Source organism: Caballeronia sp. LZ062 (assembly GCF_031450785.1).
In the GTDB taxonomy this organism is placed as follows: Bacteria; Pseudomonadota; Gammaproteobacteria; order Burkholderiales; family Burkholderiaceae; genus Caballeronia.
Genome location: NZ_JARTWB010000002.1, coordinates 2,609,865 through 2,633,869 on the forward strand (window position 1 = coordinate 2,609,865; position 24,005 = coordinate 2,633,869).

General features: G+C 64.2%; 21 protein-coding genes. 9 read left to right on the plus strand and 12 right to left on the minus strand.

Features of this window, described 5'->3' with window-relative positions; translation table 11 throughout:
- Positions 1-12: 12 nt before the first annotated feature.
- The 9 genes from gspK to gspD all read right to left on the minus strand — a co-directional run bounded on the left by gspK (position 13) and on the right by gspD (position 8,833).
- The gene (gspK, locus tag P9239_RS18260; RefSeq protein WP_309753378.1) at positions 13-1,125 is read right to left on the minus strand and encodes a type II secretion system minor pseudopilin GspK; all 1,113 of its coding nucleotides are present in this window, start codon (positions 1,123-1,125) and stop codon (positions 13-15) included.
- Positions 1,122-1,805, minus strand: coding sequence for a prepilin-type N-terminal cleavage/methylation domain-containing protein (locus P9239_RS18265; RefSeq protein WP_309753380.1), 684 nt, complete (start codon positions 1,803-1,805; stop codon positions 1,122-1,124). The genes gspK and P9239_RS18265 overlap by 4 nt, the downstream gene beginning before the upstream one ends.
- Positions 1,783-2,181 carry a type II secretion system minor pseudopilin GspI gene (gene gspI / locus P9239_RS18270; protein WP_309753381.1) on the minus strand — a complete coding sequence of 133 codons (399 nt, stop codon included), beginning with the start codon at positions 2,179-2,181 and terminating at the stop codon, positions 1,783-1,785. The genes P9239_RS18265 and gspI overlap by 23 nt, the downstream gene beginning before the upstream one ends.
- Entirely contained in the window at positions 2,181-2,663 is a 483-nt protein-coding gene (locus tag P9239_RS18275; protein ID WP_309753383.1) for a GspH/FimT family pseudopilin, read from the minus strand. Before P9239_RS18275 ends, gspI begins: the two co-directional genes overlap by 1 nt.
- Before the next feature lie 12 nt (positions 2,664-2,675).
- Entirely contained in the window at positions 2,676-3,140 is a 465-nt protein-coding gene (gspG, locus tag P9239_RS18280; RefSeq protein WP_309754134.1) for a type II secretion system major pseudopilin GspG, read from the minus strand.
- Between the two features lie 120 nt (positions 3,141-3,260).
- Positions 3,261-3,674 (minus strand): hypothetical protein, encoded by a 414-nt coding sequence (locus P9239_RS18285; RefSeq protein ID WP_309753385.1) that lies wholly within the window; start codon positions 3,672-3,674, stop codon positions 3,261-3,263.
- Positions 3,674-4,891, minus strand: a complete 1,218-nt coding sequence (gene gspF, locus P9239_RS18290; protein ID WP_309753387.1) for a type II secretion system inner membrane protein GspF — start codon at positions 4,889-4,891, stop codon at positions 3,674-3,676. Before gspF ends, P9239_RS18285 begins: the two co-directional genes overlap by 1 nt.
- A gap of 4 nt (positions 4,892-4,895) precedes the next feature.
- Positions 4,896-6,386: a type II secretion system ATPase GspE gene (gene gspE, locus P9239_RS18295; RefSeq protein ID WP_309754138.1), complete on the minus strand. Its 1,491-nt coding sequence runs from the start codon at positions 6,384-6,386 to the stop codon at positions 4,896-4,898.
- A 5-nt stretch (positions 6,387-6,391) separates the two neighbouring features.
- Positions 6,392-8,833, minus strand: a complete 2,442-nt coding sequence (gspD, locus tag P9239_RS18300; RefSeq protein WP_309753389.1) for a type II secretion system secretin GspD — start codon at positions 8,831-8,833, stop codon at positions 6,392-6,394.
- Between the two features lie 599 nt (positions 8,834-9,432).
- On the opposite strand from gspD, the gene P9239_RS18305 reads away from it, so the two are divergent.
- Positions 9,433-9,879, plus strand: coding sequence for a lytic transglycosylase domain-containing protein (locus P9239_RS18305; RefSeq protein WP_175938720.1), 447 nt, complete (start codon positions 9,433-9,435; stop codon positions 9,877-9,879).
- Positions 9,880-9,986: 107 nt separating this feature from the next.
- Complete coding sequence (locus P9239_RS18310; RefSeq protein WP_309753391.1) at positions 9,987-11,177, plus strand: GTP-binding protein; 1,191 nt, start codon at positions 9,987-9,989, stop codon at positions 11,175-11,177.
- A gap of 220 nt (positions 11,178-11,397) precedes the next feature.
- Here the strand turns inward: P9239_RS18310 and P9239_RS18315 are convergent, their stop codons facing one another.
- Entirely contained in the window at positions 11,398-11,676 is a 279-nt protein-coding gene (locus tag P9239_RS18315) for an HU family DNA-binding protein (RefSeq protein ID WP_008352404.1), read from the minus strand.
- 478 nt (positions 11,677-12,154) lie between these two features.
- Here P9239_RS18315 and mnmC point away from each other — a divergent pair, with 478 nt between their 5' ends.
- The 7 genes from mnmC (at position 12,155) to P9239_RS18350 (ending at position 21,165) form a co-directional block, all read left to right on the plus strand.
- Positions 12,155-13,969 carry a bifunctional tRNA (5-methylaminomethyl-2-thiouridine)(34)-methyltransferase MnmD/FAD-dependent 5-carboxymethylaminomethyl-2-thiouridine(34) oxidoreductase MnmC gene (mnmC, locus tag P9239_RS18320; protein ID WP_309753398.1) on the plus strand — a complete coding sequence of 605 codons (1,815 nt, stop codon included), beginning with the start codon at positions 12,155-12,157 and terminating at the stop codon, positions 13,967-13,969.
- A gap of 731 nt (positions 13,970-14,700) precedes the next feature.
- The gene (locus tag P9239_RS18325; protein ID WP_309753400.1) at positions 14,701-15,903 is read left to right on the plus strand and encodes a cation:proton antiporter; all 1,203 of its coding nucleotides are present in this window, start codon (positions 14,701-14,703) and stop codon (positions 15,901-15,903) included.
- A 51-nt stretch (positions 15,904-15,954) separates the two neighbouring features.
- On the plus strand, positions 15,955-17,070 hold the full coding sequence (locus tag P9239_RS18330) for a YbdK family carboxylate-amine ligase (RefSeq protein ID WP_309753402.1): 1,116 nt from the start codon (positions 15,955-15,957) through the stop codon (positions 17,068-17,070).
- 774 nt (positions 17,071-17,844) lie between these two features.
- Positions 17,845-18,489, plus strand: coding sequence for a MarR family winged helix-turn-helix transcriptional regulator (locus P9239_RS18335; protein ID WP_309754140.1), 645 nt, complete (start codon positions 17,845-17,847; stop codon positions 18,487-18,489).
- A gap of 146 nt (positions 18,490-18,635) precedes the next feature.
- On the plus strand, positions 18,636-19,364 hold the full coding sequence (locus tag P9239_RS18340; protein ID WP_309753404.1) for a glutamine amidotransferase: 729 nt from the start codon (positions 18,636-18,638) through the stop codon (positions 19,362-19,364).
- 70 nt (positions 19,365-19,434) lie between these two features.
- Complete coding sequence (locus P9239_RS18345; RefSeq protein ID WP_309753406.1) at positions 19,435-20,547, plus strand: NADH:flavin oxidoreductase/NADH oxidase; 1,113 nt, start codon at positions 19,435-19,437, stop codon at positions 20,545-20,547.
- 141 nt (positions 20,548-20,688) lie between these two features.
- Positions 20,689-21,165, plus strand: a complete 477-nt coding sequence (locus tag P9239_RS18350; protein WP_309753407.1) for an SET domain-containing protein-lysine N-methyltransferase — start codon at positions 20,689-20,691, stop codon at positions 21,163-21,165.
- A 15-nt stretch (positions 21,166-21,180) separates the two neighbouring features.
- On the opposite strand, the gene P9239_RS18355 is transcribed toward P9239_RS18350, so the two are convergent.
- Together P9239_RS18355 and P9239_RS18360 are read right to left on the minus strand one after the other, a co-directional pair.
- Positions 21,181-22,707, minus strand: a complete 1,527-nt coding sequence (locus P9239_RS18355) for a sensor histidine kinase (RefSeq protein WP_404980084.1) — start codon at positions 22,705-22,707, stop codon at positions 21,181-21,183.
- 29 nt (positions 22,708-22,736) lie between these two features.
- The gene (locus P9239_RS18360; protein ID WP_035962098.1) at positions 22,737-23,423 is read right to left on the minus strand and encodes a response regulator transcription factor; all 687 of its coding nucleotides are present in this window, start codon (positions 23,421-23,423) and stop codon (positions 22,737-22,739) included.
- Positions 23,424-24,005: the final 582 nt, after the last annotated feature.

Consider the following 24,005-nt stretch of genomic DNA (forward strand, 5'->3'; position numbering starts at 1 on the left):
GTAACAGCGTCATCAGAGCGCGTCGCGCGTATAGACGATGCGCGTGGTGTGCGTCGTCGGATCGCGGTACACGAGCGTGGTGCGCTCCAGTTGCGCCCGCTCGTGCTCGACGCGCCCATGAATCACGAAATAGCGCGTGGTGACGTCGAGTTCGTTCGGGTCGATCGACGTCGAACGCACGCCCGCGCCGGTCAGCGCGAGCTGCACGTTGCCGGCATCGTGGAAAAACACGGTCTCGCGCCGCGCCACGAACGCCTGCGCCTGCGACAGGCTCATGCCCGGCACCACGGCGGCGACGACCGTGGCGGGCGCGGTGTTCATGTTCACGGCGGTCGTCGTCGGCAGTACGGTCACGAACGGCCGCAGCTTCGCGACGGCTTCGGCCGAAAAACCGGGCACGTCCAGCAGCGAATCCACGCTGATCATTTGCAGCGGCGCGACCGGCGCGTCGTTGTCGGCGTCCTTGAGGCCGGGATCGTCGGTGAAATTGCCGCCGCCCGTGCCGCCGCCTTGCGCGATCGCCGCCATCACCTCCGCCGGCGAACTCGCCGCAGACGCGCCGTTGCCCGTTTGCGTCTGAAAGCGCGTCGCGGAGCGCGAGAGACCCGCGCGCATCTGCAAGGCCACCGTCTTCGCGAGCGATCCGTTGATGCCGAGCATCGTCAGAAGCCGCTGAAACGACTGAATCTGCTCGACGTTGATGGTCAGCACGCCGGGCGTCGGCGTCGCAACCAGATTGCGCAGGTTGAACTTCGCCTGTGCGTCTTCGATGGAGCCGGACAGAAACGTCTGCGCGCCTTCCTGCGCGCGCACTTCGCCGATCTGCCCGAGAAAGTCGGAGAGCTTCGTCTTCGCGATCGGCACGCCCCACACGCCGCCGAGATACGTGACGGTCGGCGAGGTATCGGCTTCGGAACGCAGAATGAGCCGCGTCCAGTCGAGCGCGCTGCGCGATATCCACTGGGCCTGCGCGAGCAGCCGCTGATTCTCGATGCGCCGCACCTGCACCTGCTGTCGCCACAACATGCCGGACACGAGAATGGACGACAGTGCGACTACAAGCAACGCGCTGATGATCGCGACGCCACGCTCCCGTTTGCTTCGGCCCGATGCACGCATCCTCATTCTCCGACCAGAAACACGCGCGTGATCGGCACACGCAGATTCGGCGCGCCGACCGCCACCTGAATGCCCGCGACGGCACGCGCGAGCGGCGCGTTGCCGAGTTGCGGCACCTTCAGATTGTTGTCGTTCTCGTTGATCTGCGAAAGCACGTCGGCCATGCGCGTCGTCCAGCCTTTCTGCGGAATGTAGACGCGCGTCGCGAGCGACCCGACGCCGCCGAGCAACGGCACGGCGCTCCAGCCATCGGCGGTATCGCTCGACGAAAGCGCGCGCCGCACTTCGCCGACATTTTCGAGCGGCGGCGACGCGTAACGCACGATGCGCCCGTCCGTCAGCCGATACCGCACCACTTGCAAGCGCGGCGCGGTGGCCGGCGCGAACACGCCGCGCACGATCTGCAGTGTGCCGTTGCCGAGCGAGACCGCCGGCTGGCCGGCTTCGTCGTCGGTCGCGGCCTGCCGCGCGTCGATGCGCATCTGATCGAAACACTGGGCGACCACGCGCTCGTCTTCCATCGCGTTCGTAATAGTCGCGCGGCCGCGAATGATCTGATCGAGCCCGCGCCACGACAACACCGCGATCACCGCGAGAATGGCGATGGCGATGAGCATTTCGAGCAGCGTGAAACCGCGCTGCCGCCGCGCCGTGCGGCGCGAATCAGAGCGAACGATTCGTTTCATTCGCCACCACCGTGACCATTTGCGCGAGATAACCGGTGCGGCCCGGCGTTGCGACGAACATCTCCACGCGCCGGAAAATAGGGTTCGGCGTGGCCGAAACGCGCTGCGTGCAGACGAGCTTAAGATTGCCCTGCGAGCAGTCGAACGTGCGCGAGCCGATATCCGGAAACACATGCGAAAGCCGGAGCTGGGCAAGCTCGTTGTCCGCGCTCCATCCGGCCAGCAAACGCCGATGCAGATCCGCTTCGCTCGTCGCCATCGACCCGACCGCGCGCAGCGACGCCGCGAGCGCCACCGCGAGAATCGCCAGCGCGACGAGCACCTCGATCATCGTGAAGCCGCGCTGTATGCGGCGGTGTGTGGCTCGCGCACGCATCACCGCACCTGAAAGCGGCCGTTGCCGCTGCCGATGATCGTCGCCCGGCCCACCGCCGAGACGAGCGTGATTTCCATGGGCGTGTCGATGGCTTCGGTGCCGAAGACGAGCCGGCTCACGGACTTGTCCGAATCGAGAAACTGAATGCTCACGCTCGTCACGCCGCCTTCCCAGCGGCGCGCGCGCAGAAGGTCGTCGCGCAGCGGACGCCAGCCGTCTTCGGTGCGGATATCGAAGCGGAATCCGCCTTCCACCGGCTGCCACGCAATGGGCCGGGCGCGCACTTGCGCTTCGTCGCCCGCCGATTCGAAGAGCAGCGCGAGCCGTTGCGCTTCTTCGTTGAGATCGGTGCGCGGATTGCGCGTGAGTTGCAGCGACGCGAGCGAGACGAGCAAGCCCGCGATCACCAGCACGACGAGCATTTCCAGCAGCGTGAAACCCGCATTCCGACGCGCTGCGCTGTGCTTGCCGTGCCTGTTCACTTCACGTTCCTTTTACTGCCACGAGCCGACGTCGGCATCGTTGCCCTCGCCGCCCGCCTTGTTGTCCGCGCCGTAGCTGAACACGTCGATTTCGCCGTGCACACCCGGATTCAGATACTGATACTGGCCGCCCCACGGATCGGCCGGCAGGCGTTCCAGATAGCCGCCGTCCTTCCAGTTGTTCGGCACGGGTTCCGTCGTCGGCTTCTCGATGAGCGCGCGCAGACCTTGCTCCTGCGTCGGATAGCGGCCGTTATCCAGCCGGTACAGCTTCATGGCCTGCATGATGGTGCCGATGTCCTGCTTCGCGGCCACGCGGCGCGCTTCGTCGGGGCGGCTCATGATCTTCGGCACGATCAGCGCGGCGAGAATGCCGAGAATCGCGATCACGACCATGATTTCGATGAGCGTAAAACCGCGTTGACGGCGCGCCTTGGCCTGGGTGATTTCCATGCGGCGTTGCGTCCACATTTGCATGACTGCTACCTCGTGTTGATTCAGGGCTTGCGCCCGCTGTTGATTGAAGAACATGCGGCTTCGTTCGACCGAAGCCGACGGGCATTCTATCGACCGGCGTTTATCGCGCCGTGACCGCGGTCAACGGACGTAGATCGTCGGTCCGGGCGGTACCGGCGGCAGGAAGATTTCCGACTTCACGCCGTTGCGTTCGACGATGATCGAACGCGCTTTCACTTGCGAGAGCTTCACGCCCTGCGTGAGCGGGCCGCCGAGCGACACCGCGCGCGGCGGCTCGCCGCCGTAGCTGACAATCGCCGCCGCACCGCCTTGCAGCGCGAGAATGCCGAACAGATGCACGTCGGAGTTCGCTTGCCGCTCCAGCTGGCCGCCGAAAATAGTCGCGGCCTGTTCGACCGACGGCGTACGCGTCGCGGCGGCGGCGGGCGACGGCGCGGTCTGACGCGAAGTCAGCGTGACGACCCAATAGGTCACCGTCACGCAAAAGAGCGCGAGGGCGGCGAGCGTGAGCAGGCGAGTTTGCAGGGCGTTCATTACTGCACCAGATTATTCAGTTCGATGATCGGCAGCATCACCGCGAGCACGATCACCAGCACCACGCCGCCCATCGCGAGAATCAGGAGCGGTTCGAGCAGGCTCGTGAGGAACATCGTGCGGCGTTCGAGCTCGCGCGCTTCGCCTTCGGACGCGCGGTCGAGCATCGTGGTGACGTCACCGGTGGCTTCGCCCGAGCGGATCAAGTGCACGAGCACGGGCGGGAACGTCTTCGTGTTGGCGAGCGCGCGCGAGAGCGCCGAGCCTTCGCGCACGCGCACGATGGCGTCGTCGACGTTCTGGCGCATCGCGGTGTTGCTCAGGGTTTCGCCCGCCGCCTGCAGCGCGCGCAGGATCGGCACGCCGGCGGCGGTGAGGATCGCGAGCGTGCTGGCGAAGCGCACGGTGTTATAGCCGCGCACGAGCTTGCCGACGAGCGGCGCCGTCAATAGCCAGCGGTCGAAGGCCATGCGCGGTCCGGGCCGCGACAAAACGCGCCGCACGAGCCACGCGATGAGCACCACGCCGATCAGCACGGCCCACCAGTAACTGCGCACGAAGGCGGACAGCGCCATCATCATCACGGTGAGGAACGGCAGCGCCTGCTTCGTGCTGGCGAAGACGTTCACCACTTGCGGCACCACGTAACTCAGCAGGAACGTGACGATGCCGAACGCAATAAGCGTGACGATGCCCGGATACGTGAACGCCAAAATGATCTTTTGCTTCAACGCGTTGCGCTGCTCGATGTAGTCCGCGAGACGCGAGAGCACGAGGCCGAGCTTGCCGGTATGCTCGCCCGCCGCCACGAGCGCGCGATAAATCTCCGGGAAGTCCTTCGGATGCTGCGCCAGCGCGTTCGCGAACGAATGCCCGCCGAGCACTTCGGCGCGGATCGCGGCCATCAGTTCGCGAATGTAATCGCGTTCGGATTGCTCGGTCAGCACGGACAACGTTTCGCCGAGCGGCAGGCCGGCGATCAACAGACTCGCGAGCTGGCGCGTGAGAATGGCCTGTTCGCGTTGCGACAGCCGTCGTCCGAGCGAGAGCCGTTGCTGCCGTTCGCCGCGCGTGCGCGTGCCCGCCGCCTCGACGACGAGCGGCGTCAGTCCTTGCGTGCGCAGGTGGCTGCGCGCGGCGCGGGCGCTGTCGGCGTCGAGCACGCCGGTCTGCGTCTTGCCCGCCTGGTCGATGGCTTCGAAACGGAACGCCGGCATACGCTTAGTCTCCGCCTGTCACGCGCAGCACTTCCTCGAGCGATGTCACGCCCGCGTTCAGCCAGCGGTTCCCGTCCTCGCGCAGCGTGCGCATGCCGTGCGCGCGGCCCGCCGCGAGAATCTCGGCGTCGGCGGCGTTGCGATGAATCAGCGGGCGAATGGCGTCGTCGATCAGCAGCAGTTCGTATACGCCGCGCCGGCCCACGTAGCCCGACTGACCGCATCGGTCGCAGCCCACGGGATGCCAGTGCTTTACGCCGTCTTCTTCCTCGCGCTCTTCCTTGCAGACCGGGCACAGCTGGCGCACGAGACGCTGCGCGAGCACGCCGAGCAGCGACGACGCGAGCAGATACGGCTCCACGCCCATGTCCGTCAGACGCGTGACGGCCGAGGCCGCGTCGTTCGTGTGCAGCGTCGCGAGCACGAGGTGGCCGGTCAGCGACGCCTGCACCGCGATCTGCGCGGTTTCGAGGTCGCGGATTTCACCGATCATGATGATGTCCGGGTCCTGACGCAGAATCGAGCGCAGCGCCCGCGCGAACGTCATGCCGATGCGCTCGTTCACCTGCGTCTGGCCGATGCCCGAGAGATCGTATTCGATCGGGTCTTCCACCGTCATGATGTTGGTGGTCGTGGTTTCGAGCCGCGACATCGACGCATAGAGCGTGGTCGTCTTGCCGGAGCCGGTCGGGCCGGTCACGAGCACGATGCCGTGCGGCCGGCCGATCAGCTTGTCGAACTGGACGAGCGTGTCGCGCGCCATGCCGAGCGTTTCGAGGTTGAGCCGCTGCGCGTCTTTTTCGAGCAGACGCAGCACGGCGCGCTCGCCGTGGCCGGTCGGCAGCGTGGACACGCGCACATCGACCGGCCGGCCGCCCACGCGCAGCGTGATGCGGCCGTCCTGCGGCAAACGTTTCTCGGCGATATCGAGCTGCGCCATGATCTTGATGCGCGAGATCAGCGCGCCGTGCAGCGCCTTCTTCGGACGCACGACGTCGCGCAGCGTGCCGTCGACGCGAAAGCGCACGACCGACGCGTTCTCGAACGGCTCGATGTGAATATCCGACGCCTGTTCGCGCGCCGCCTGCGTGAGAAGCGCGTTGATCATGCGGATGATCGGCGCGTCGTCTTCGGATTCCAGCAGGTCTTCCACTTCGGGAATGTCCTGCATGAGCCGCGAGAGATCGACCTCGCCTTCCACTTCGCCGACCACTTGGGCCGCGCTGCCGTCATTGCGCGCGTAAGCCGAGTTGATCGCGGCCGCGAGTTCGTCGCCGGACTTGCGGACAATCGTGAGCGCGCCGAAATTGCGCGCCACTTCCGCGAGCGCCGCGTCGTTCGTGCGCTCGCTGATCCACACTTCGGTGACGTCGTCATGCTTCTGGGCGACGAGAATCTGGCCGGTACGCGCGAAGCCGTAAGGCACGAGCCGCGCTGCGAGCGGCGATGCGGCCGTTGCTTCCGTGGCGATCGTGGTTTCGGCTTCGGCGTTCAGCGTGTTCACGGCTGTCCTCCCGTCTGATTGCCGCCGAGCGGCGCGGCGCTCGGCGCGTTGTTCGGCACCGCATAGCCCGTGGCGGCGTTGCCGGGCATGGCGTTCGTCGCCGCGTTGCCGGGCATCGCGTTGGTCGCGCCGTTCGCGGGCGCCGGATACGTGCTCTGCGGCGCGGTCTGATACGGCTGCGGCGCGGGACCGGCGTTCGGATCCTGCGGCAGCGTCGAACTCGGCACGCCGCGCGTCAGATTGTTCCAGTCGAGCAGATTCTGGGCCGGCGCGCCGCCGCCTTCGCTCGGACCGAGCGGCTTCGGCGGCATCATCGGCACGTTCTGATCCTTGATCAGGCGGTTGTCCGTCGTCGAACCATACTGCTGATTGCGCAGATATTCATAGCGCGTATTGGCGATCTGCGAGGCCGTCGCCTGATCGCGAACGATCACCGGGCGCAGGAACACCATCAGGTTCGTCTTCGTGCGGGTCTTGCTTTCGCTGCGGAACAGACTGCCGATGAACGGAATGTCGCCGAGCAGCGGAATCTTGCTGTTGTTATTGTTGTACTGATCCTGCATGAGGCCGCCGAGCACGACGATCTCGCCGTCGTCGGCCAAAATGGTCGACTGCACCGAACGCGTGTTGATGGTCACGCCGCCCGGATCGGTCTTGGTCGTCGCGTCGACGCTCGAATCTTCCTGATAGATCTGGAGCTTGAGCACACCGCCGTCGGTGATCTGCGGCTTCACGTGCAGCGTCACGCCCACGTCGCGGCGGTCGAACGTGTTGAACGCGGTCACGGAGGTGGCGGCGTTCGCGGTCGGCGTGGCGTACGAGCCCGTCACAACCGGCACGTTCTGGCCGACCACGATCTTCGCTTCCTCGTTGTCGAGCGTGATCAGGTTAGGCGTGGAGAGAATGTTCGCATCCGCCGAGGTGGACAGCGCCTGCAGCAGGCCGCCGAGCCCGAACAGATTGCCGAAGCGGTGCAGCAGACCGATGTTCAGGCCGTTGGCGAGCAGGCCACTCGTGGACGTGACCGACGACGGATTTTGCGCGATCGCGTTGCCCTGCAAGGTCAGGTCGAAGATGTTCGTGTTGCCCGAGCCGAAGCTCGTGCTGCCGTACACCGCGTTGTTGCCGCCGTTGGACAGCAGCAGGCCCTGCCACTGAATGCCGAGATTCGCGCCGGTTGTCGCCGAGAGTTCGACGATCAACGCTTCGATATAGACCTGCGAGCGGCGTGCGTCGAGCTGGTCGATCACGGTGCGCAGATTGCGGTAGACCGGATCGGCTGCCGTGATGATGAGCGAATTCGTCGCGGAATCGGCCTGAATCATGCCGCCGCCGCTGCCCGTGTCGTTGCCGTTGTCGCTGTCCTTGTTCGAGGAAAAGCCCGCGTCGCGCGTGCCGCCCGAGCCCGACATCGGATTGTTGCCGGTGCCCGAACTGCTGCTGCCAAGACCGCCGGGCAGCGGCGGAACGCCGGAGGTGCCCGTCGAAGTCGATGAATTACCGAGCCCGCTTTGCCCGAACGAATTGGACGAATTCGAGCCGGAGCCGTTGCCCGACGAGTTGTCCGAGTTGCCGCCGCCCTTGCCGAGCATGGCGCGCAGCGTCTTGGCGAGCCGCGTCGCGTCGGCGTTGCGCAGCGGGACGACGTGCATGTTTCCCGGCTGCGATGTCGGCGCATCCAGCTTCTTCGCCAGATCCTTGGCCGCCGCGAGCCGCGCGCTGCTGGAGGCGCGGAACATCAGCGAGTTGGTGCGCGGGTCGGGCGTGACGGTGACCTTCAGCGTCGCGTCCGTGCTGCCGACGGTGCCCGGATCGAGCAGCTTGTTCATTTGCTCCGCGACATCGATTGCGTTCGCGTTCTTGAGCTGCACGATATCGACTTCGCGGCCCGCCGCTGTGTCGATGCCCGCGATGATGCCCGCGATGCGCCGCACGTTGTCCGCGTAATCCGTGACGACGAGCGTGTTGTTCGCCGGATACGCGGCGATGGTGTTGTTCGGCGAAATCAGCGGCCGCAGCACCGGCAGGATATTGTTCGCCGATTCGTTGTGCAGCACGAAGACCTGCGTGACGACCTGATCGCCGCGCGCTTGCGGCGCGTTGCCGACGTAGGTCGGCACGCCTTGCAGCTTGGCGTCGGCCTCGGGCACCACCTTCAGGACGCCGTGATCCTGCACGAGCGCGAAGCCCTGCATGCGCAGCGACGCCTGCAGCGTCTTCAGCGCCTGGTCCTCGGGCACCGGATTCTCGGAGACGAGGTTGAGCTGTCCCTTGACGCGGGGATCGACGATGATGGTTTTGCCGGTAGCCGCACCGATCGCCTTCGCGACCTGGTCGATGTCGGCATTGACGAAATTCAACGTCACTTGCGCGTGCGCGGCTTGCGCGACGATAAGTCCCGCCGCCAGCAGTGCCGTCGCCATGCGACGCAGTGCCATAGGTTGTCTTCTCATGGATGTGATGTCTGAGCCGGGGTACAAGAAACCGGCTAAGGCAGCACCGTTCGTCAATCCGAGGGCGCTGCCAACCGTGGTGCGAACGTGTCCGCCCGACCAACGATTATTTATAAAAATGTGACGATAGCAGCTTTGTGTAACGAAATAGTGCAAGTTCGTTTGCCGCCAATGGCGCCCGGCGGCTGCATGCCAATGATTCCTGCGCGCTCAAGCTTTCAGCAAGACCTGCCGATAACCCTATCGGGAGGCCTTTCGTCAGACAAGCCGACGCACGCGGAGACGAATTGTAACCTGATTAGATTACTTTATTATTCATACGTTTAAGAAGCCGCCGATAGTCAGCAGGCGTGTCCCGCTGGCGAATCCGCGTACCGTCGGACCTATGTCGGATAGCCAACTTATGGTCCGGGACGTCAGCCGGTATGATACGGGCGGTTCGGTCCCCCGGGCGCTGACGCGAAGGACGGGTTTTCCCGATGCCAGCAGGCGCGGTAAGGGACACGGACATTGGATTTCGGCGCAGCGCAACCGCGGCGCTGGCGGCATGACGGTTCCGCACGGGCGGATGGAGTAGAACGAAGATGAAGCGATTCCTGCGAATACTCGCGATGGGTTGCGGCGCCATGCTGGCCGCCGCCTCTGCACACGCCGACTGTTTCGACGAAGCAGCGAAGTATCAGAAGGTCAATCCGCTCATTCTGCGCGCCATCGCCTGGCAGGAATCCCACAACAAGCCCGACGCCATCAACAAGAACGCCAATGGCTCGACCGACTACGGGCTGATGCAAATCAACTCGATTCATCTCAACACGCTCTCCCAATACGGCATTTCGAGCGGCACGCTCATGGAGCCGTGCAAGAGCGTCTACGTTGCCGCGTGGCATCTGCGCCAGAAAATGAACAAGTACGGCAATTCGTGGCAGGCCGTCGGTGCTTACCATTCCGAAACGCCCGCGCTGCGCGACAAGTACTCCGCGCAAATTATCGAGATTCTGCGGCGCTGGAAACTGCTGCAAGCCTCGAAGTAACGCCTCTTCTTTCAGCGCCTGAGCCGTCGCGCCGCTTCGGCGTTTGCCCACGCTCGCTGCGCGTTTGATGCAGAATCGTGGCTTCGATTCTCGTCCAGACGCCCGCAATGAACCAAACGCCACTGCCTGTCACCGTGCTCTCGGGTTTCGTCGGCGCGGGCAAGTCCACGCTTCTCGGCGCGCTGCGCGCTCACGCTCAAGGCGTGCGCATCGGTTCGTTCGCCTGCGGCGCGGGCGACGATTCGATGCACGCCATCGAAGAGGCGATCATCCAGCTTGCCGAGCAGCAACCGCATGTCGACGCGATCGTGCTTGAAGCGCCGGCCGGCATGAATCCGATGGATATCGCCGAGCATTTCGCTTTTGCCGACGACGAAGATACGCCGCTCGCCGGACGCGCGCATCTCGATACTTTCGTCACCGTCGTCGATGCGGCGAGCTTCATGCGCGACTACGCATCGGCCGATTCGCTCGCCGAACGCGGCATCGTGCGCGATGAAGAAGCGTCCGATGAGGGTAAAACCGTCGTGGAAACGCTCGTCGAGCAGATCGAGTTTTGCGACGTCATCGTCATCAACAAGACGGACCTCGTCGGCCACGACGAGTTGGACCGGCTCGCGGACATGCTTCGCGCGTTGAATCCGCGCGCCGTTCAGCTACGGACGGAACACGGCAACGCGCCGCTCGGCGAACTGCTCGACACCGGACGTTTCGATCTGGACGCCACGGGCAGCGCCGCAGGCTGGCTCGCGATTCTCAATAACGAACTTGAAACCGACGCATCGAGCATCGGACACTTTGTTTATCGGGCGCGCAGGCCGTTTCATCCGCAGCGGCTGTGGAATCTGCTGCACGAGGAGTGGCGAGACGTGCTGCGCGCGAAGGGCTTCTTCTGGCTCGCGACGCGCAGTGTCGTCGGCGGTTCGCTCTCGCAAGCGGGCGGCACGCTGCGACATGGCCCGGCGGGCGTGTGGTGGGCGGCGCAGGACCGCAGCGAATGGCCAACGGACGATCCCGAACTCGAAGCGGAGATTGTCGCGGAATGGTTCGGCGATTTGGATGACAACAGCATCGGCGATCGTCGGCAGGAACTGGTGCTGATCGGCGTGGATCTGGATGCGGACCTGTGGCAGCGGAAGTTCGACGCGTGCCTTCTCACCGACGAAGAGTGGACGCTCGGCAGCGATGCGTGGCAGCACTTCGACGATCCGTTTCCCGCATGGGACGTCGAGGAGCACGACCATGAGCATGAGCACGAGCACGGTCCCGATTGCGATTGCGAGGATCATCGGCATTGAAGCGCGGAAACGCGCAGCCGAAAAAAACCCGCCGATGGCGGGTTTTATGGTCCTCTTGGTCTCCGGCTTTCTCTCCGCTCATGCGGACGAACCTGGGTAGCTGGCGCAAGACGGGCGCATCAGGATACAAACAAGGCGCGAACGAAACACGAGCCGGGGCGCTGATAAACGCTGCCGGGCGCCGCCCAGCGTAGCGAGGAGCGCCGCGATTCCCGAATGCTCAGCGTTTGTTGACTGCGTCCTTGAATGCCTTGCCAGCCGTGAACTTGACGGTCTTGGCGGCCGGAATCTTGATGGATTCGCCGGTCTTCGGGTTACGGCCGGTGCGCGCTGCGCGCTTTCCCGAACCGAAGCTGCCGAAACCGATCAACTGAACTGCGTCACCTTTCGAGACAGCCTTCTTGATGACTTCGAGCAACGTGTCCAGCGTTTCGCCGGTTTGAGCCTTGCTGGCGCCGGTCTGAGCGGCTACGGCGTCGATCAATTCCTGTTTGTTCATTAAGGTTCCTTTATCAGTTTAGGTTGACACGAACAGCGCGAACGCGCCGATTATACGTGCGCAAGCCGTGCAGTCGAGTGGGGACGGCCTTCTGGCGCGCCCCTCCGACGATTCGGCGCCGTTTCGCGCCAGGTCTCGGGCCTTCTTTGCTATCAAAACCCTCGCGCCGCCTTCGAACGAGGCGCTTGGTATGATAGCGCAGCGCAAACCCAATCTGGACAAGGGTTTCAAAGATTTACCCTTATGTAACGAGGCGTTCCGGCCGGCGTTTTCGAGGTCGATCGCGAAAGACGGATCTTTGTCTGCCGATGCGGCCTTATCGGACAGCGCGCCGTTGGTTTTTGCCAACGTTTGACCCCCAATTCGCCCACCCTTTCGGGCTGCAAGCCTTGCCAGGACTAGCTTTCGCGGGTGCGGGCGCCGGTGCGTTTCGCGCGCGTCCGCTCACGCGCTTCCCGCATTCCTCAAAGTTCGACGCATGACCGATACATCGCCCGTCTGCGGGCCGCTCCTCGCGCTTCACGATCTTCCGGCGCGCTGGAAGACGAGGCGCATGTTCACCTTCGTCGATACCGCAGCGCGCTTCGACGGTCTCGGTCTCGTCCGTGTGTTATGGCGTCTCTGGCGTGACGACACCGCGCGCTCCGAACGTCTTCACGTGGTCGCCGTCTTACCGCTCGACGCGCTCGATGCGCCGCCATCCCTCGCCGACGATCCGCTTTGCGCCGAGCTTGCCCGCGCCTGGCCGATGCGCGTGCCCGGCGTCCATCGTCTGGAATTCGAGGCAGGGCGCGTGATGCTCACGCTTGCCGTTGGCGACGACATGCTGTCGACGCTCTGGCTGCGCGCCGACGCGTTTCATATAGACGCGGCGCTCGACGACGATCCGCGCAAGCTGAGCAAGACGCTCGCGCGCTTTGCCGGTGACGACGCGACGCTCTCCGTGGACACCGCCGAGCCCGTGCGCGACTCGTGGATCCGCGCACTCGGCGCATCGGGTTTCGAATGCCAGCTCATAGGCGAACGACTCGCGGGCCGCTTCGCGCCGCGCTGGCGCGTGCGCCGTCACGAACCGCCGCTTGCCACGGACTTAAGCGCGCGGGAGGCCATTGTCATCGGCGCGGGGCTGGCGGGCTGCGCCGTGACCGCGCGCCTTGCGTCGAGCGGCTGGCGCATAACGATGATCGACCGGCACGCATCGCCGGCGCGCGATGCATCGGGTAATCCGGCGGGCGTGTTTCATCCGATCGTCTGGCGCGACGACAGCGTCGCCGCGCGGCTCACGCGCGCGGGCTTCCTGCTCGCGCTGCGGCAATGGCACGCGCTCGAAGCCGCTGGCCACGACCTGCAACGCAGCCGCGCGGGTCTGCTGCAAATCGCCGATACGCCTGAAGACGCCGATGCGCTCGCCGCCGCCATCGCGCGATTCGGCTACCCGCGCGACTACGTGACGCCGATGACGCGCGAAGAAGCGTCGGGCATCGCGGGCGTCGATGTGGCGCGCGGCGGCTGGTTCTTTGCGCGCGGCGGCGCCATTTCGCCCGCTGCGGTCTGCGCGGCGCAACTCGCCGCATCCGGCGATGCGCTCACCACGCGCATGAACACGGCCGTGGCGCAGATCGCCTTCGATGGCCGCGACTGGCGCGCGCTCGACGCGAACGGCGGACTCATCGCGAAAGCGCCGATTCTCGTACTGGCGAATGCGCACGATGCAGCGCGTCTCGCCGGCTCATACGGCGAGCCGACGCGCGGCGTCCGCGGCCAGCTTTCGATTCTCGATAACAGTCCGCTCGACACGCTTCGCCTGCCCGTGATCGGCGACGGCTACGCGGTGCCGCTCGACGCGCGCCGCACGCTGATCGGCGCGACGTACGACATCGATGCGACCGATCCGCACGTCCGCGACGCCGGGCACGCCGAGAATGTCGAGCGCGTCGGACGCATGCTCGCCGGGCTGGAAGGCGTGTCGGCGGTCGACGGGCGCGTGGCATTTCGTTGCGTGACGAGCGACCGCATGCCGATGATCGGCGCGTTCGCCGACGAAGCTGCTGCCCGCCGCGATGCGCGGCGTCTCTCGGGCGCGTGGCCGCTCGATTTGCCGCGCATGTCGGGTTTATACGGCGCATTCGCCTTCGGTTCGCGCGGCCTCGTTTGGGCGACGCTGGCTGCGGAACTCATCGCATCGCAGATAGAGGGCGCGCCGTGGCCCATCGAACGCGAACTCGCCGAAGCCGTCGATCCCGCGAGATTCTTTTTGCGAGCGCTACGTCACGGAGAAGTCGCCGCGCCGTAGTTATCCTCGACAATCTGTGGATAACCCGGTGGAATCCGCAAGAAGGAACTGTGTAGTCGTTGTGCACGTAAACGGGACAACCGGACCGCCGTCTTTCACGCGCCAAAAGTTGTTCCGAGTTAACCGCACGAGGCAGCCGGGTTTACCGCGCGCTTTTTCGGTTTACACATGCTTGATTTGGAAGCGGAAAACGTAGTTGTCCACAGACGGTCGTGCGCCTTGTTAACTACTACTACGTTTATATACAGTAAACCTGTAAACACCTGAAGACGACGCCACCGGGAAGCAGAACGAAGAGCGCGCTCACGGTCAGAATTTCCGTGGAAGCGAACAAGCGGTCGCATTTACATCATAAGAATCATCGACTTGCGGTTTTCATCGGGGACAGCACTGTGTGGCACAATCGCGCTTCTTCCCGCGTCGCGCCGTTCCGGCGGCGAACGCCTCAATGGAACGCCGCTTGCAACGCGAAATTCCGATCATCGCGCTGCAACGTCGTTCGCTGTGTCCGGCCGGTTTCGCTCGAGCGTCGCACTGGAGCCGGACGCGTCGTCTAATTCGTGCACGGCCGGTTCCGTGACGCCGTGTTCGTTCGTATTCGTTTCGCCTGAATGAACCTACGCCCGCGGTCGGAGCGGGTCGTGCGCATGCGTGCCGTCCGCTGACGTCTGCCGCGCGAACTGCGCGACCGGACGTGCCCCTCTCGAAGCAACGAAGGAGAAGTCCACACAATGAATTCGGCATTTTCGTTTCTGCCCGCCTGGCCGCTCGAACCCGACGCCATTCTTTGGGCCGGTCTCGCGCTCGTCACGGCCGGGCTCGCCGGAGAATTGCTTTGGCGCGCGTGGCGCCTGCCGCGCATTACCGGATACGCGGTCATCGGATTGATTGCGGGCAACGCGGGCCTCGGCGTGATCGACGCCAGCGCGGGCGGGCTGTCGCGTCCGCTGCTGGACGTCGCGCTCGGGCTCTTGCTCTTCGAACTCGGTGGCCGGCTCGATCTGCGCTGGATCCGCCGAAATCCGTATCTGATCCTGTCGAGCATCGCCGAATCGACGCTCACCTTCGGTCTCGTGCTGATCGCGCTGATCCTGCTTCATGTGCCGACCATGCCGTCGGTGGTGATTGCTGCGATCGCCATGTCCACGTCGCCCGCCATGGTCATCCAGCTGAAAACGGAACTGCGCGCGGAAGGCCAGGTCACGCAGCGTCTCCTGACCCTGACGGCGCTGAACAGCATGTACGCGGTGATCGTCGAGAAGCTGGCGGCGGGCGTGCTGCATCAGGAAATCTATGGCAACACGTTTGCGACGATCCTTCAGCCGCTCTATCTGCTGATCGGATCGCTCGTGCTGGCGTTTCTGCTGGCGCGCGGCTGCAATCTGCTTTATCGGCGCCTGAACGCGAACGACGAGCATTCGTTCGTGGCGCTGTTCGGTCTCGTGCTGCTCGCCATCGCCATTGCGCACCTGTTCAAGCTCTCGACGATTCTCGCGCTGCTCGCGGCGGGCATCATCGTGAAGAACGCGGACGAGCGGCCGCAGTTGTGGCCGTCGCATTTCGGCTCTGCGGGATGGCTGCTCACCGTCATTCTGTTTGCGCTGACGCTGACATCGTTTGCGTGGCGCGATATCGCGCTCGGCGGCGTCGCGGCGCTCGGGCTGGTTTTGGCGCGCTTCGTCGGCAAGCTCGTCGGGGTGCTGATTTTCGCGAAACCGAGCGGTCTCGAATGGAAGCAGGGCGTGGCGCTCGGCGTCGCGTTGACGCCCATGTCCGCGCTCGCGTATCTGCTCGTCGACGATATGTACGTGCTTTATCCCGACTACGATCCGACGCTGCGCGCCATCGTCATGTGCTCGATCGTGCTCTTGCAGATCGTGACGCCGTTCGTGGTGTACCGTAGTTTGTCGGCCGTGAGCGAGCGGCGCGAATGAGCGCGAGTTCGCCCTTCCGGCCGCTAAAGCATTGATTCAACAAGAGGCGTCATGGCACTAGAACCTTTCATCAACTCGGAACCGTTCACGTTCGGCGTCGAACTCGAGATTCAGGTCGTGAATAAACACGACTACGATCTGACCAAGGCCGCGTCCGACCTCATGCGTCTTATCAAGGACGAGAAGATTCCGGGCAACATCACGCCCGAAATAACGGAGAGCATGATCGAGCTCTCGACCGGCATCTGCACGACGCACGAACAAGCCGTCACGGATTTGCGCAAGATTCGCGATACGCTGGTTGCGGCAGCGGATCAGCTGAACGTCGGGCTCGCGGGCGGCGGCACACATGCATTTCAGCAATGGAGCGACCGCCAGATCTACGACGCGCCGCGCTTTCAGTATATTTCCGAGCTTTACGGCTATCTCGCCAAGCAATTCACGGTGTTCGGGCAGCATGTGCATATCGGCTGTCCCGACCCGAACAGCGCACTCTTTCTGCTGCATTCGATGTCGCGCTACATCCCGCATTTCATCGCGCTCTCGGCTTCGTCGCCGTATATCCAAGGCGTCGATACGGGCTTTCATTCGGCGCGGCTCAATTCGGTATTCGCGTTTCCGCTGTCCGGCCGCGCGCCGTTCGTCCTGACGTGGGACAGCTTCGAGGAATACTTCTCGAAGATGGTGCACACGGGCGTCGTGAACAGCATGAAGGACTTCTACTGGGACATTCGCCCCAAGCCGGGCTTTGGCACCATCGAAGTCCGCGTGATGGATACGCCGCTTTCGGTAGATCGCGCGGCGGCCATCGCGTGCTATATCCAGACGCTCTCGCGCTATCTGTTGCTCGACAAGCCGCTCACGCCTCAAGAAGACGACTACCTCGTCTACACGTTCAACCGCTTCGAGGCATGCCGCTTCGGAATGGAAGGGACGTGCGTGCACCCACAGACGGGCGAGCGGCACACGGTGGCAGAAGACATTCTCGCGACGCTCGACGTTCTGGCGCCGCACGCCGAGGCGCTCGGATCGCAGGCGGCGCTCGCGCAGATCGCCGACATCGCGCGCGGCGGCGTCAACGATGCCACGTGGCTGCGCGGCGTATTCGACAAAGAGAAGTCGCTGCACGAAGCCGTGAGACAACAGTGTCTGCAATGGCGCGCTTAACCGAAGGGCGTGAATGAAGGACGCACAGAAGTCCTTAAGGCACGCTTAAGATTTCTCGCGCATGGTCGCAGTTTGACGGGTGACCCACATAGGCCGCTTGGAGCAAATCCCGAGCGGCCTTTTTGTTTTCGCTGTTTATGGAACGCGTGCAAGTCGCTGTGAGAATAAAATGCGTGCGCGAACGTTTGAACAGAACGAAAGCACTGCCCTCAAGGTTTGCGCGGAGTGTCCGTATACATCGAGAAGGTGTTGCCAATGCGGTTAGTCCGGACAACGCAGGAATCTCGCGACGTTCGAAATGGTTACGGCACGTTACGGTGCTTCGAGTGTGCTGAAAATGCAGTCGCTGTGGCGGTATATGGCGATGAGCGGCAGTCCTTTTGGCTTCAACGGCAGGCCGTAGGTGGTCTAGAGCGCAGTCTCAACGAAATACCGCGCTTTTCCACGGGTTATCCACAGTTTTGCGTGGATAATTAAGGTGTACGTTTGGTCTCAGTCGCTTAGAATGGCGACTTCGCCGATGGCGGGGTATAGTCGGCAAAAAGCAGCGCCACGGCATCACATAACAAGGCGCAAAACGAAGAGGGCGGCAATGTCCCCATTCAGGCAAACCGAATTGGCTTGGTACGCCTGAATTTTGAGACGGCGGGGACCACGAACCGGGAGAGGTTCCGAAGAACGGGCAACGTGATTCGGGTGGCTTTCGGGGCGAGGTGTTCGCTTAACGGCGAACGGGCTGTCGAAACCCATAAAGCGGAAAACAAGCGAAAGATTATGAGTGAAGGCGTTTACGGAGAGCAGGCGACGGGGCGGGTGACCCACGGCCTGCTGCGGCTGAGCACGGCGATGCGCAGCCAGGCATGGGAATGGGCGGAAAGCGCGGGGCTGACGCCTACCCAGGGTGAAATTCTCGTGTTGCTGATGCAGCGCAAGGGGCCCATGCGCCTCGGCGAAATCGCACGCGAAACGGCGCTTACTGCCGCGACCACGAGCGATGCCGTCAGCACGCTCGAAGGCAAGGGGCTTGTCGAAAAGCGCCGCGCCCTCGACGACGGCCGGGCGCTCGCGGTTCGCCTGACGGCACGCGGCCGGACGGCGGCAAAGAAGGCGCTGCAATGGCCCGACTTCCTGTCGAAGGCGGTCGGCACGCTGCGCGAAGACGAGCAGGCGACGTTCTACCGCACGCTCCTCAAGACCATTCGCCAGCTCGAAGCGCAACAGCAGATTCCGGCGCATCGCATGTGTCTCTCGTGCACGCACTTCGAGGCCAGCAAAAATCCGAAGAAGGTTCCGCACCATTGCGCGCTCTTGCAGATCGACATGGCGGACACCGATCTGCGTCTCGACTGCTCGGTGTACGAAGAAGGCGACCTCGGCACGCAGAAGAAGAGCTGGAAGGTCTTCGCGCAGATCGCCTGAGGCCACGCGGCAGCAGTGTGCGGCATTCCACGCTGTGAGGCGGCGGGCGAGTCGGTTAGACTGTGCCCGTCGCGCCTCGCCGCGAGGCGCGGCTCGTCATTCATGGACGTTCCGAGCCACGCACGCCGATTCACGGAAAGCCGCCGATGAAACCTGAAGTCCTGGCCATTCGCCACGTTCATTTCGAAGACCTCGGCAGTCTCGAACTCGTCGTCGGCGACCGCGGGCATCTCGTGCGCTATCTCGATGTCGGGCGCGGGCGCATCGGTGCGCCGAATCCGCTCGATCCGTCGTTGCTCGTCGTGCTCGGCGGGCCTATCGGCGCATACGAAGACGCGCAGTATCCGCATCTCGCTCCACTTTTGTCGATGCTCGAAAAGCGCATCGCCGCGGGGCTTCCCACTATCGGCATCTGTCTCGGCTCGCAGTTGATCGCGCGTGCGCTCGGCTCGCGCGTCTATTCGTCGAAGACGCTGGAACTCGGCTGGTCGCCGCTCACGCTGACCGAAGCGGGGCGCGCCTCGCCGTTGCGTCATCTCGAAGCGGACGGCCAGGCGGTGCCGGTCTTCCACTGGCACGGCGATACCTTCGATCTTCCCGATGGCGCGACGCTGCTCGCGTCCACCGAGGCGTGCGCGCATCAGGCGTTTTCGTGGGGCGAGCATGTGCTCGCCCTGCAATGTCACGCCGAAGTTCTCGCGGATCGCTTCGAGAACTGGCTCGTCACCTATCCCGGCGATCTCGCCCGAAGCGGCACGACGGCCACCGCGTTGCGAGAAGCCACCGCGCAGCACGGTCCCGCGCTCGAACGCGCGGCTCGCGCGATGTTCGGCGAATGGCTCGATGGATGCGCTAACGGCGCGCATCGGGACTGAAGCGCGCGCTGCACGAACAAAGTGCTGGTGCTATTCTCGGTCGCTTCTTTGTTCGCGACGGGCTTAACACATGAGCGCGCTGTTCCAACCGGCCACCTTACGCGGTCTGCACATTCCGAATCGCATCGTCGTTTCGCCGATGTGCCAGTACTCCGCGGAGCGCGGCGAAGCCACTGCGTGGCACATGATCCATCTCGGTCATCTGGCGCTGTCCGGCGCGGGTATGCTGTTCATCGAGGCGACCGCCGTGGAGCCGGACGGACGCATCACGCCGGGCGATCTCGGTCTCTGGGACGACGCAACCGAAGCAGCGTTGCGTCCGGTACTCGCTGCCATCCGCCAGTATTCGTCCATTCCGGTGACGATGCAGCTTGCGCACGCAGGCCGCAAGGCGTCGAGCCAGGCGCCGTGGGAAGGCGGCCAGCTCATTTCCGTCGCGGATGGCGGCTGGATGACGCATGCGCCTTCGGCCATTCCTCACAAGGCCGACGAAACCGCGCCGCTCGCGCTGGATACCGCCGGACTCATGCGCGTGAAGGAAGCGTTTGCCGCGTCGGCGCGGCGTGCGGCGCGGCTCGGCATCGACGCGCTGGAAATGCACGCGGCGCACGGTTATCTGCTGCATCAGTTCCTCTCGCCGCTCGCGAACCAGCGCACGGACGAATACGGCGGCTCGCGTGAGAACCGCATGCGCTATCCGCTCGAAGTTTTCGATGCCGTGCGCGCCGCGTTCCCTGCGGACAAGCCGGTCGGCGTGCGCGTCTCGGCGACGGATTGGGTGGAAGGCGGCTGGGATATCGAAGACACCATCGCGTTCGCCGCGCAATTGAAAGCGCGCGGCGTCGACTGGATCGACGTGTCGTCGGGCGGCGTATCGCCGCAACAGAAGATTCCGCTCGAGCCGGGCTATCAGGTGCCGTTCGCGAAGGCCGTCAAGGAAGCGACCGGCGTGAATACCATGGCCGTGGGCCTGATCACGGACGCGAAGCACGCGGAAGAGATCGTCGCGAGCGGCCAGGCCGACTTCGTTGCGATCGCGCGCGCCATGCTCTACGATCCGCGCTGGCCGTGGCACGCGGCGGCCCAACTCGGCGCGACCGTCAGCGCGCCGCCGCAGTACTGGCGCTCGCAGCCGCGCGAGCAGAAGCATCTCTTCGGCGACATTTCGTTCGGACAACGTTGATGCATCGCGGTTGAGAACGAAGCGCGCGGGAGTGTACGATACCGTGCTGACGTTGGAACGCGGCGCCTCAAAGGCCACCGCGTTTTTTTATTGCCGCGGCCGAAGCGTCCCACATTGATTCGTTATTGAAGGATTCGTTCGATGAGTTCACGGAGGATCACCGTTCGCCGCTCGGGCGTGCATGGCAAGGGCGTGTTCGCCGCGAAGCACATTGCCGCCGGCGAAGAGGTGATGGAGTACAAGGGCGAGCGCATCTCTTGGAAGGAAGCGTTGCGCCGGCATCCGCATAACCCGGACGAGCCGAACCACACGTTTTACTTCGCGCTGGAAGACGGGCGCGTGATCGACGGCAAGATCGACGGCAACAGCGCGAAGTACATCAACCACTCGTGCGCGCCGAATTGCGAAGCCGAGGAAGTCGAAGGCCGCGTGTTCATTCATGCGCTGCGCGACATCGAGCCGGATGAAGAGCTGAATTACGACTACGGGCTCGTCATCGAAGGGCGCATCACCAAGAAGCTCAAGAAGGAATACGAGTGCCGCTGCGGCGCGAAGAAGTGCCGCGGGACCATGCTCGCGCTGAAGAAGGAAAAGAAGGACAAGAAAGCGAAGAAGTAGGCGCCGCGCGCCGCGTCAGTGCGGCACGGAAGCCGTCGTTGATGCTTGCGCTTTCAGCGGCAGACGCACGATGAACCGCGCGCCGCCTTCGGGCGCGTCCTCGTAATGCACGCTGCCGCCGTGCAGCGCCACGATGTCGTGGACGATGGCTAGTCCGAGGCCCGCGCCGCCTTCCACGCTTTGCCCGTCGCCACGGAAGAACCGCTTGAAGAGATCCGGTTGCTGATCCGCCGGAACGCCCGGGCCGTTGTCCTCGATCACCACTTCGCCGAAACGCGCGCCTGCGTCATCGCGCCGTTCCCCGACCGTCAGCGTGATGCGCGCGCCGTCATAGCGCGAAGGCGGCACATACTTCAGCGCGTTGTCGATCAGATTCGCGATCACCTCGCGCGTCAGCACGACATTGCCGCGCACGATCATCGGATGTTCGTTCTCGGGATCGTCCGTGCGCTGAAAGCCGAGGTCCACGCGGGACGCAAGCGCGCGCGGCACCCATTCCGCGCCGGTTTCGAACGCTAGCGCCGCGAGATCGAAATCGGCGAAGCGCGCCGCCTGCTCGCCCGGTTCGGCGCGCGCGAGAGACAGCAACTGATTCGACAGCCGCACCGCGCGGTCCGCCGATGCACGCAGTTCCTTCACCGCTTCGACCGCCTTGGCGGGATCGCGCGAACTGAGCGCCTGCTCCGCGTGCAGTTTCACGGCGGTGAGCGGCGTGCGCAACTGATGCGCGGCATCCGCAATAAACTTGCGCTGGGCATCGAGCGCCGCCTGCAGACGCACGAGCAGCCCGTTCATGGCGCTGGTGAGCGGCCGAATTTCGCTGGGCACATGCGATTCGTCGACGGGTTCCAGCGAGATGTGCGTCTGACGATTCAGCGCGTCGGCGAGATCGGTAAGCGGGTTCAGCTGCTGATTGACAACGCGCCACACGATTACCCAGCCGGCGAGCAGCAACAGCAGAAGCGGCATCATGATCGCGACGAGAAACTCCACCGCGATCCGATACCGGGACCCCACGCGCTGCGCCACTTCGACGACGATCGGATTCCCGTGCGGCTGCGGAACGCGGACCTGCGCGGCGCGCACGCTGGTGCCTTGATAGTGCGTTTCGAAAACGTATGCGTAGTGAATGCGCCGGACGGCCGTGCCGGTGAGCGGCAAGTCCGAATCGCCGGCGATTTCCTCGTCGCCCGTGCTGATGCGATAGACGAGTTGCTCGATGGGATCGGAGAACATCGCCTGAGCGAGCGGCGGCACGGTCACGGGCGCATCGACGCCGGCGAGCTGAATTTGCTTGGAGATGGCGGTGGCGAGATCGGCGAGCGAGCGGTCGACGACGTGCTGGGTGTATTGCCACGCGAGCCAGTACGCCATGAGTCCGCTCATCAGCGCGAGCAGGGACAGCGGCGCGGCGAGGCGGCGCAGCAGCGTGCGCCGCAGGCTCGGAGGCGCGGCGGGTCCTGCGGGCTTCGATCGCGCCAGATCGAGCCAGTCTTCGCGAGCGAACCGCTGATCGCCCGCGCGCCGGGTGGGAAGTCGCAAAGCGTTCTAGGGCAAGAGCGGCCGGTTCGTCACGCCGCCTGCCGGATCTCCTGAAGCAGATAGCCGAAGCCGCGCACCGTCACGATTTCCACGCGCGTGTTTTCGAGCTTCTTGCGCACGCGATGGACATAGACTTCGATCGCCGTATCGCCGAGATCGCCGCCGAAGTGCGTCAGATGGTCCTGCAACTGCGCCTTGCTGACGACGCGGCCATGGCGCAGCAGCAGCATTTCCAGCACGGCGAATTCGCGCGGCGACAGCTCGAGCGGACGCTCATCGTTGAAAATGCGGCGATCCACGCCCGACAGCCGCAAGCCGCCGAGCGTCACTTCGGGACGCGGCACGTCGCCGTGCGGGCCGCTGCGGCGCATGACGGCGCGAATGCGCGCCTCCAGTTCCTGCGGCTCGAAGGGCTTGAGCATGTAGTCGTCGGCGCCGCTGTTCAGGCCCTGCACGCGGTCGTGCAGTTCGTCACGCGCGGTGAGGATGATGACCGGCGTATGCCGGTTGCCCTGGCGAAAGCGCGAGAGCAGCGTCATGCCGTCGATGCCGGGCAGGCCCAGGTCGAGAATGACGAGTTCGTGGCGGTTCTGCGCGAGCGCCTGCTCGGCGAAGATGCCGTCGTGAACCATGTCGACGGTGAAGCCGGATTGCTCCAGGCTGCTTTGAATGCCGCGCGCAATGGGGCGGTCGTCTTCGATCAGAAGGATTCGCATGAAGTCGCTCAGTACAATGGGTTGCGCTCGAGCCGGGCGTCCAGGCCGGTGATTCACGACGCGGCGGCGCAGGTTCGAGCCGGATCAAAACCGTTACCTCTGATGCGGCGCCGCCGACGCCTCGTGCGCGCGAGCGGCCGTACACCGAATGCCTGTCCCTGGACGTGGCTGTCTGCCACTCGGCGCACCGTCGAGCCGCGTTTCATCGAAGATGCGGCTGCTTGCCGTCTCTCAGCGGCACTGCGCTGTCCGTGGTGCGCTGCTGATTGTACAGCTTCAATCACGCGAGCCTCTTGCCCGGCGGAAGGCCGCCGCCGCTGCCGTTCGACAAATTTACGGCCCGTTGAAAATTTGCCTACACCAGTGAAAGATAGCCGTCGCCAATGCTTACGGCCGGGCTTTTTTTACCTTGCAGAGAACACAGCGCGAGGCGGGCGGGCCACCCCGCTCCTTTCGGCGATGTCATGGTTGGTAATACAGACGTTACCTTGTTGGTTGGCGTAAGCCGATATTCATGTTCTGCTAGAACCATGCGCATCCTGCGTGGCTTTGGCGGATTTTTAGCCGCGATGCGCTAAAGTC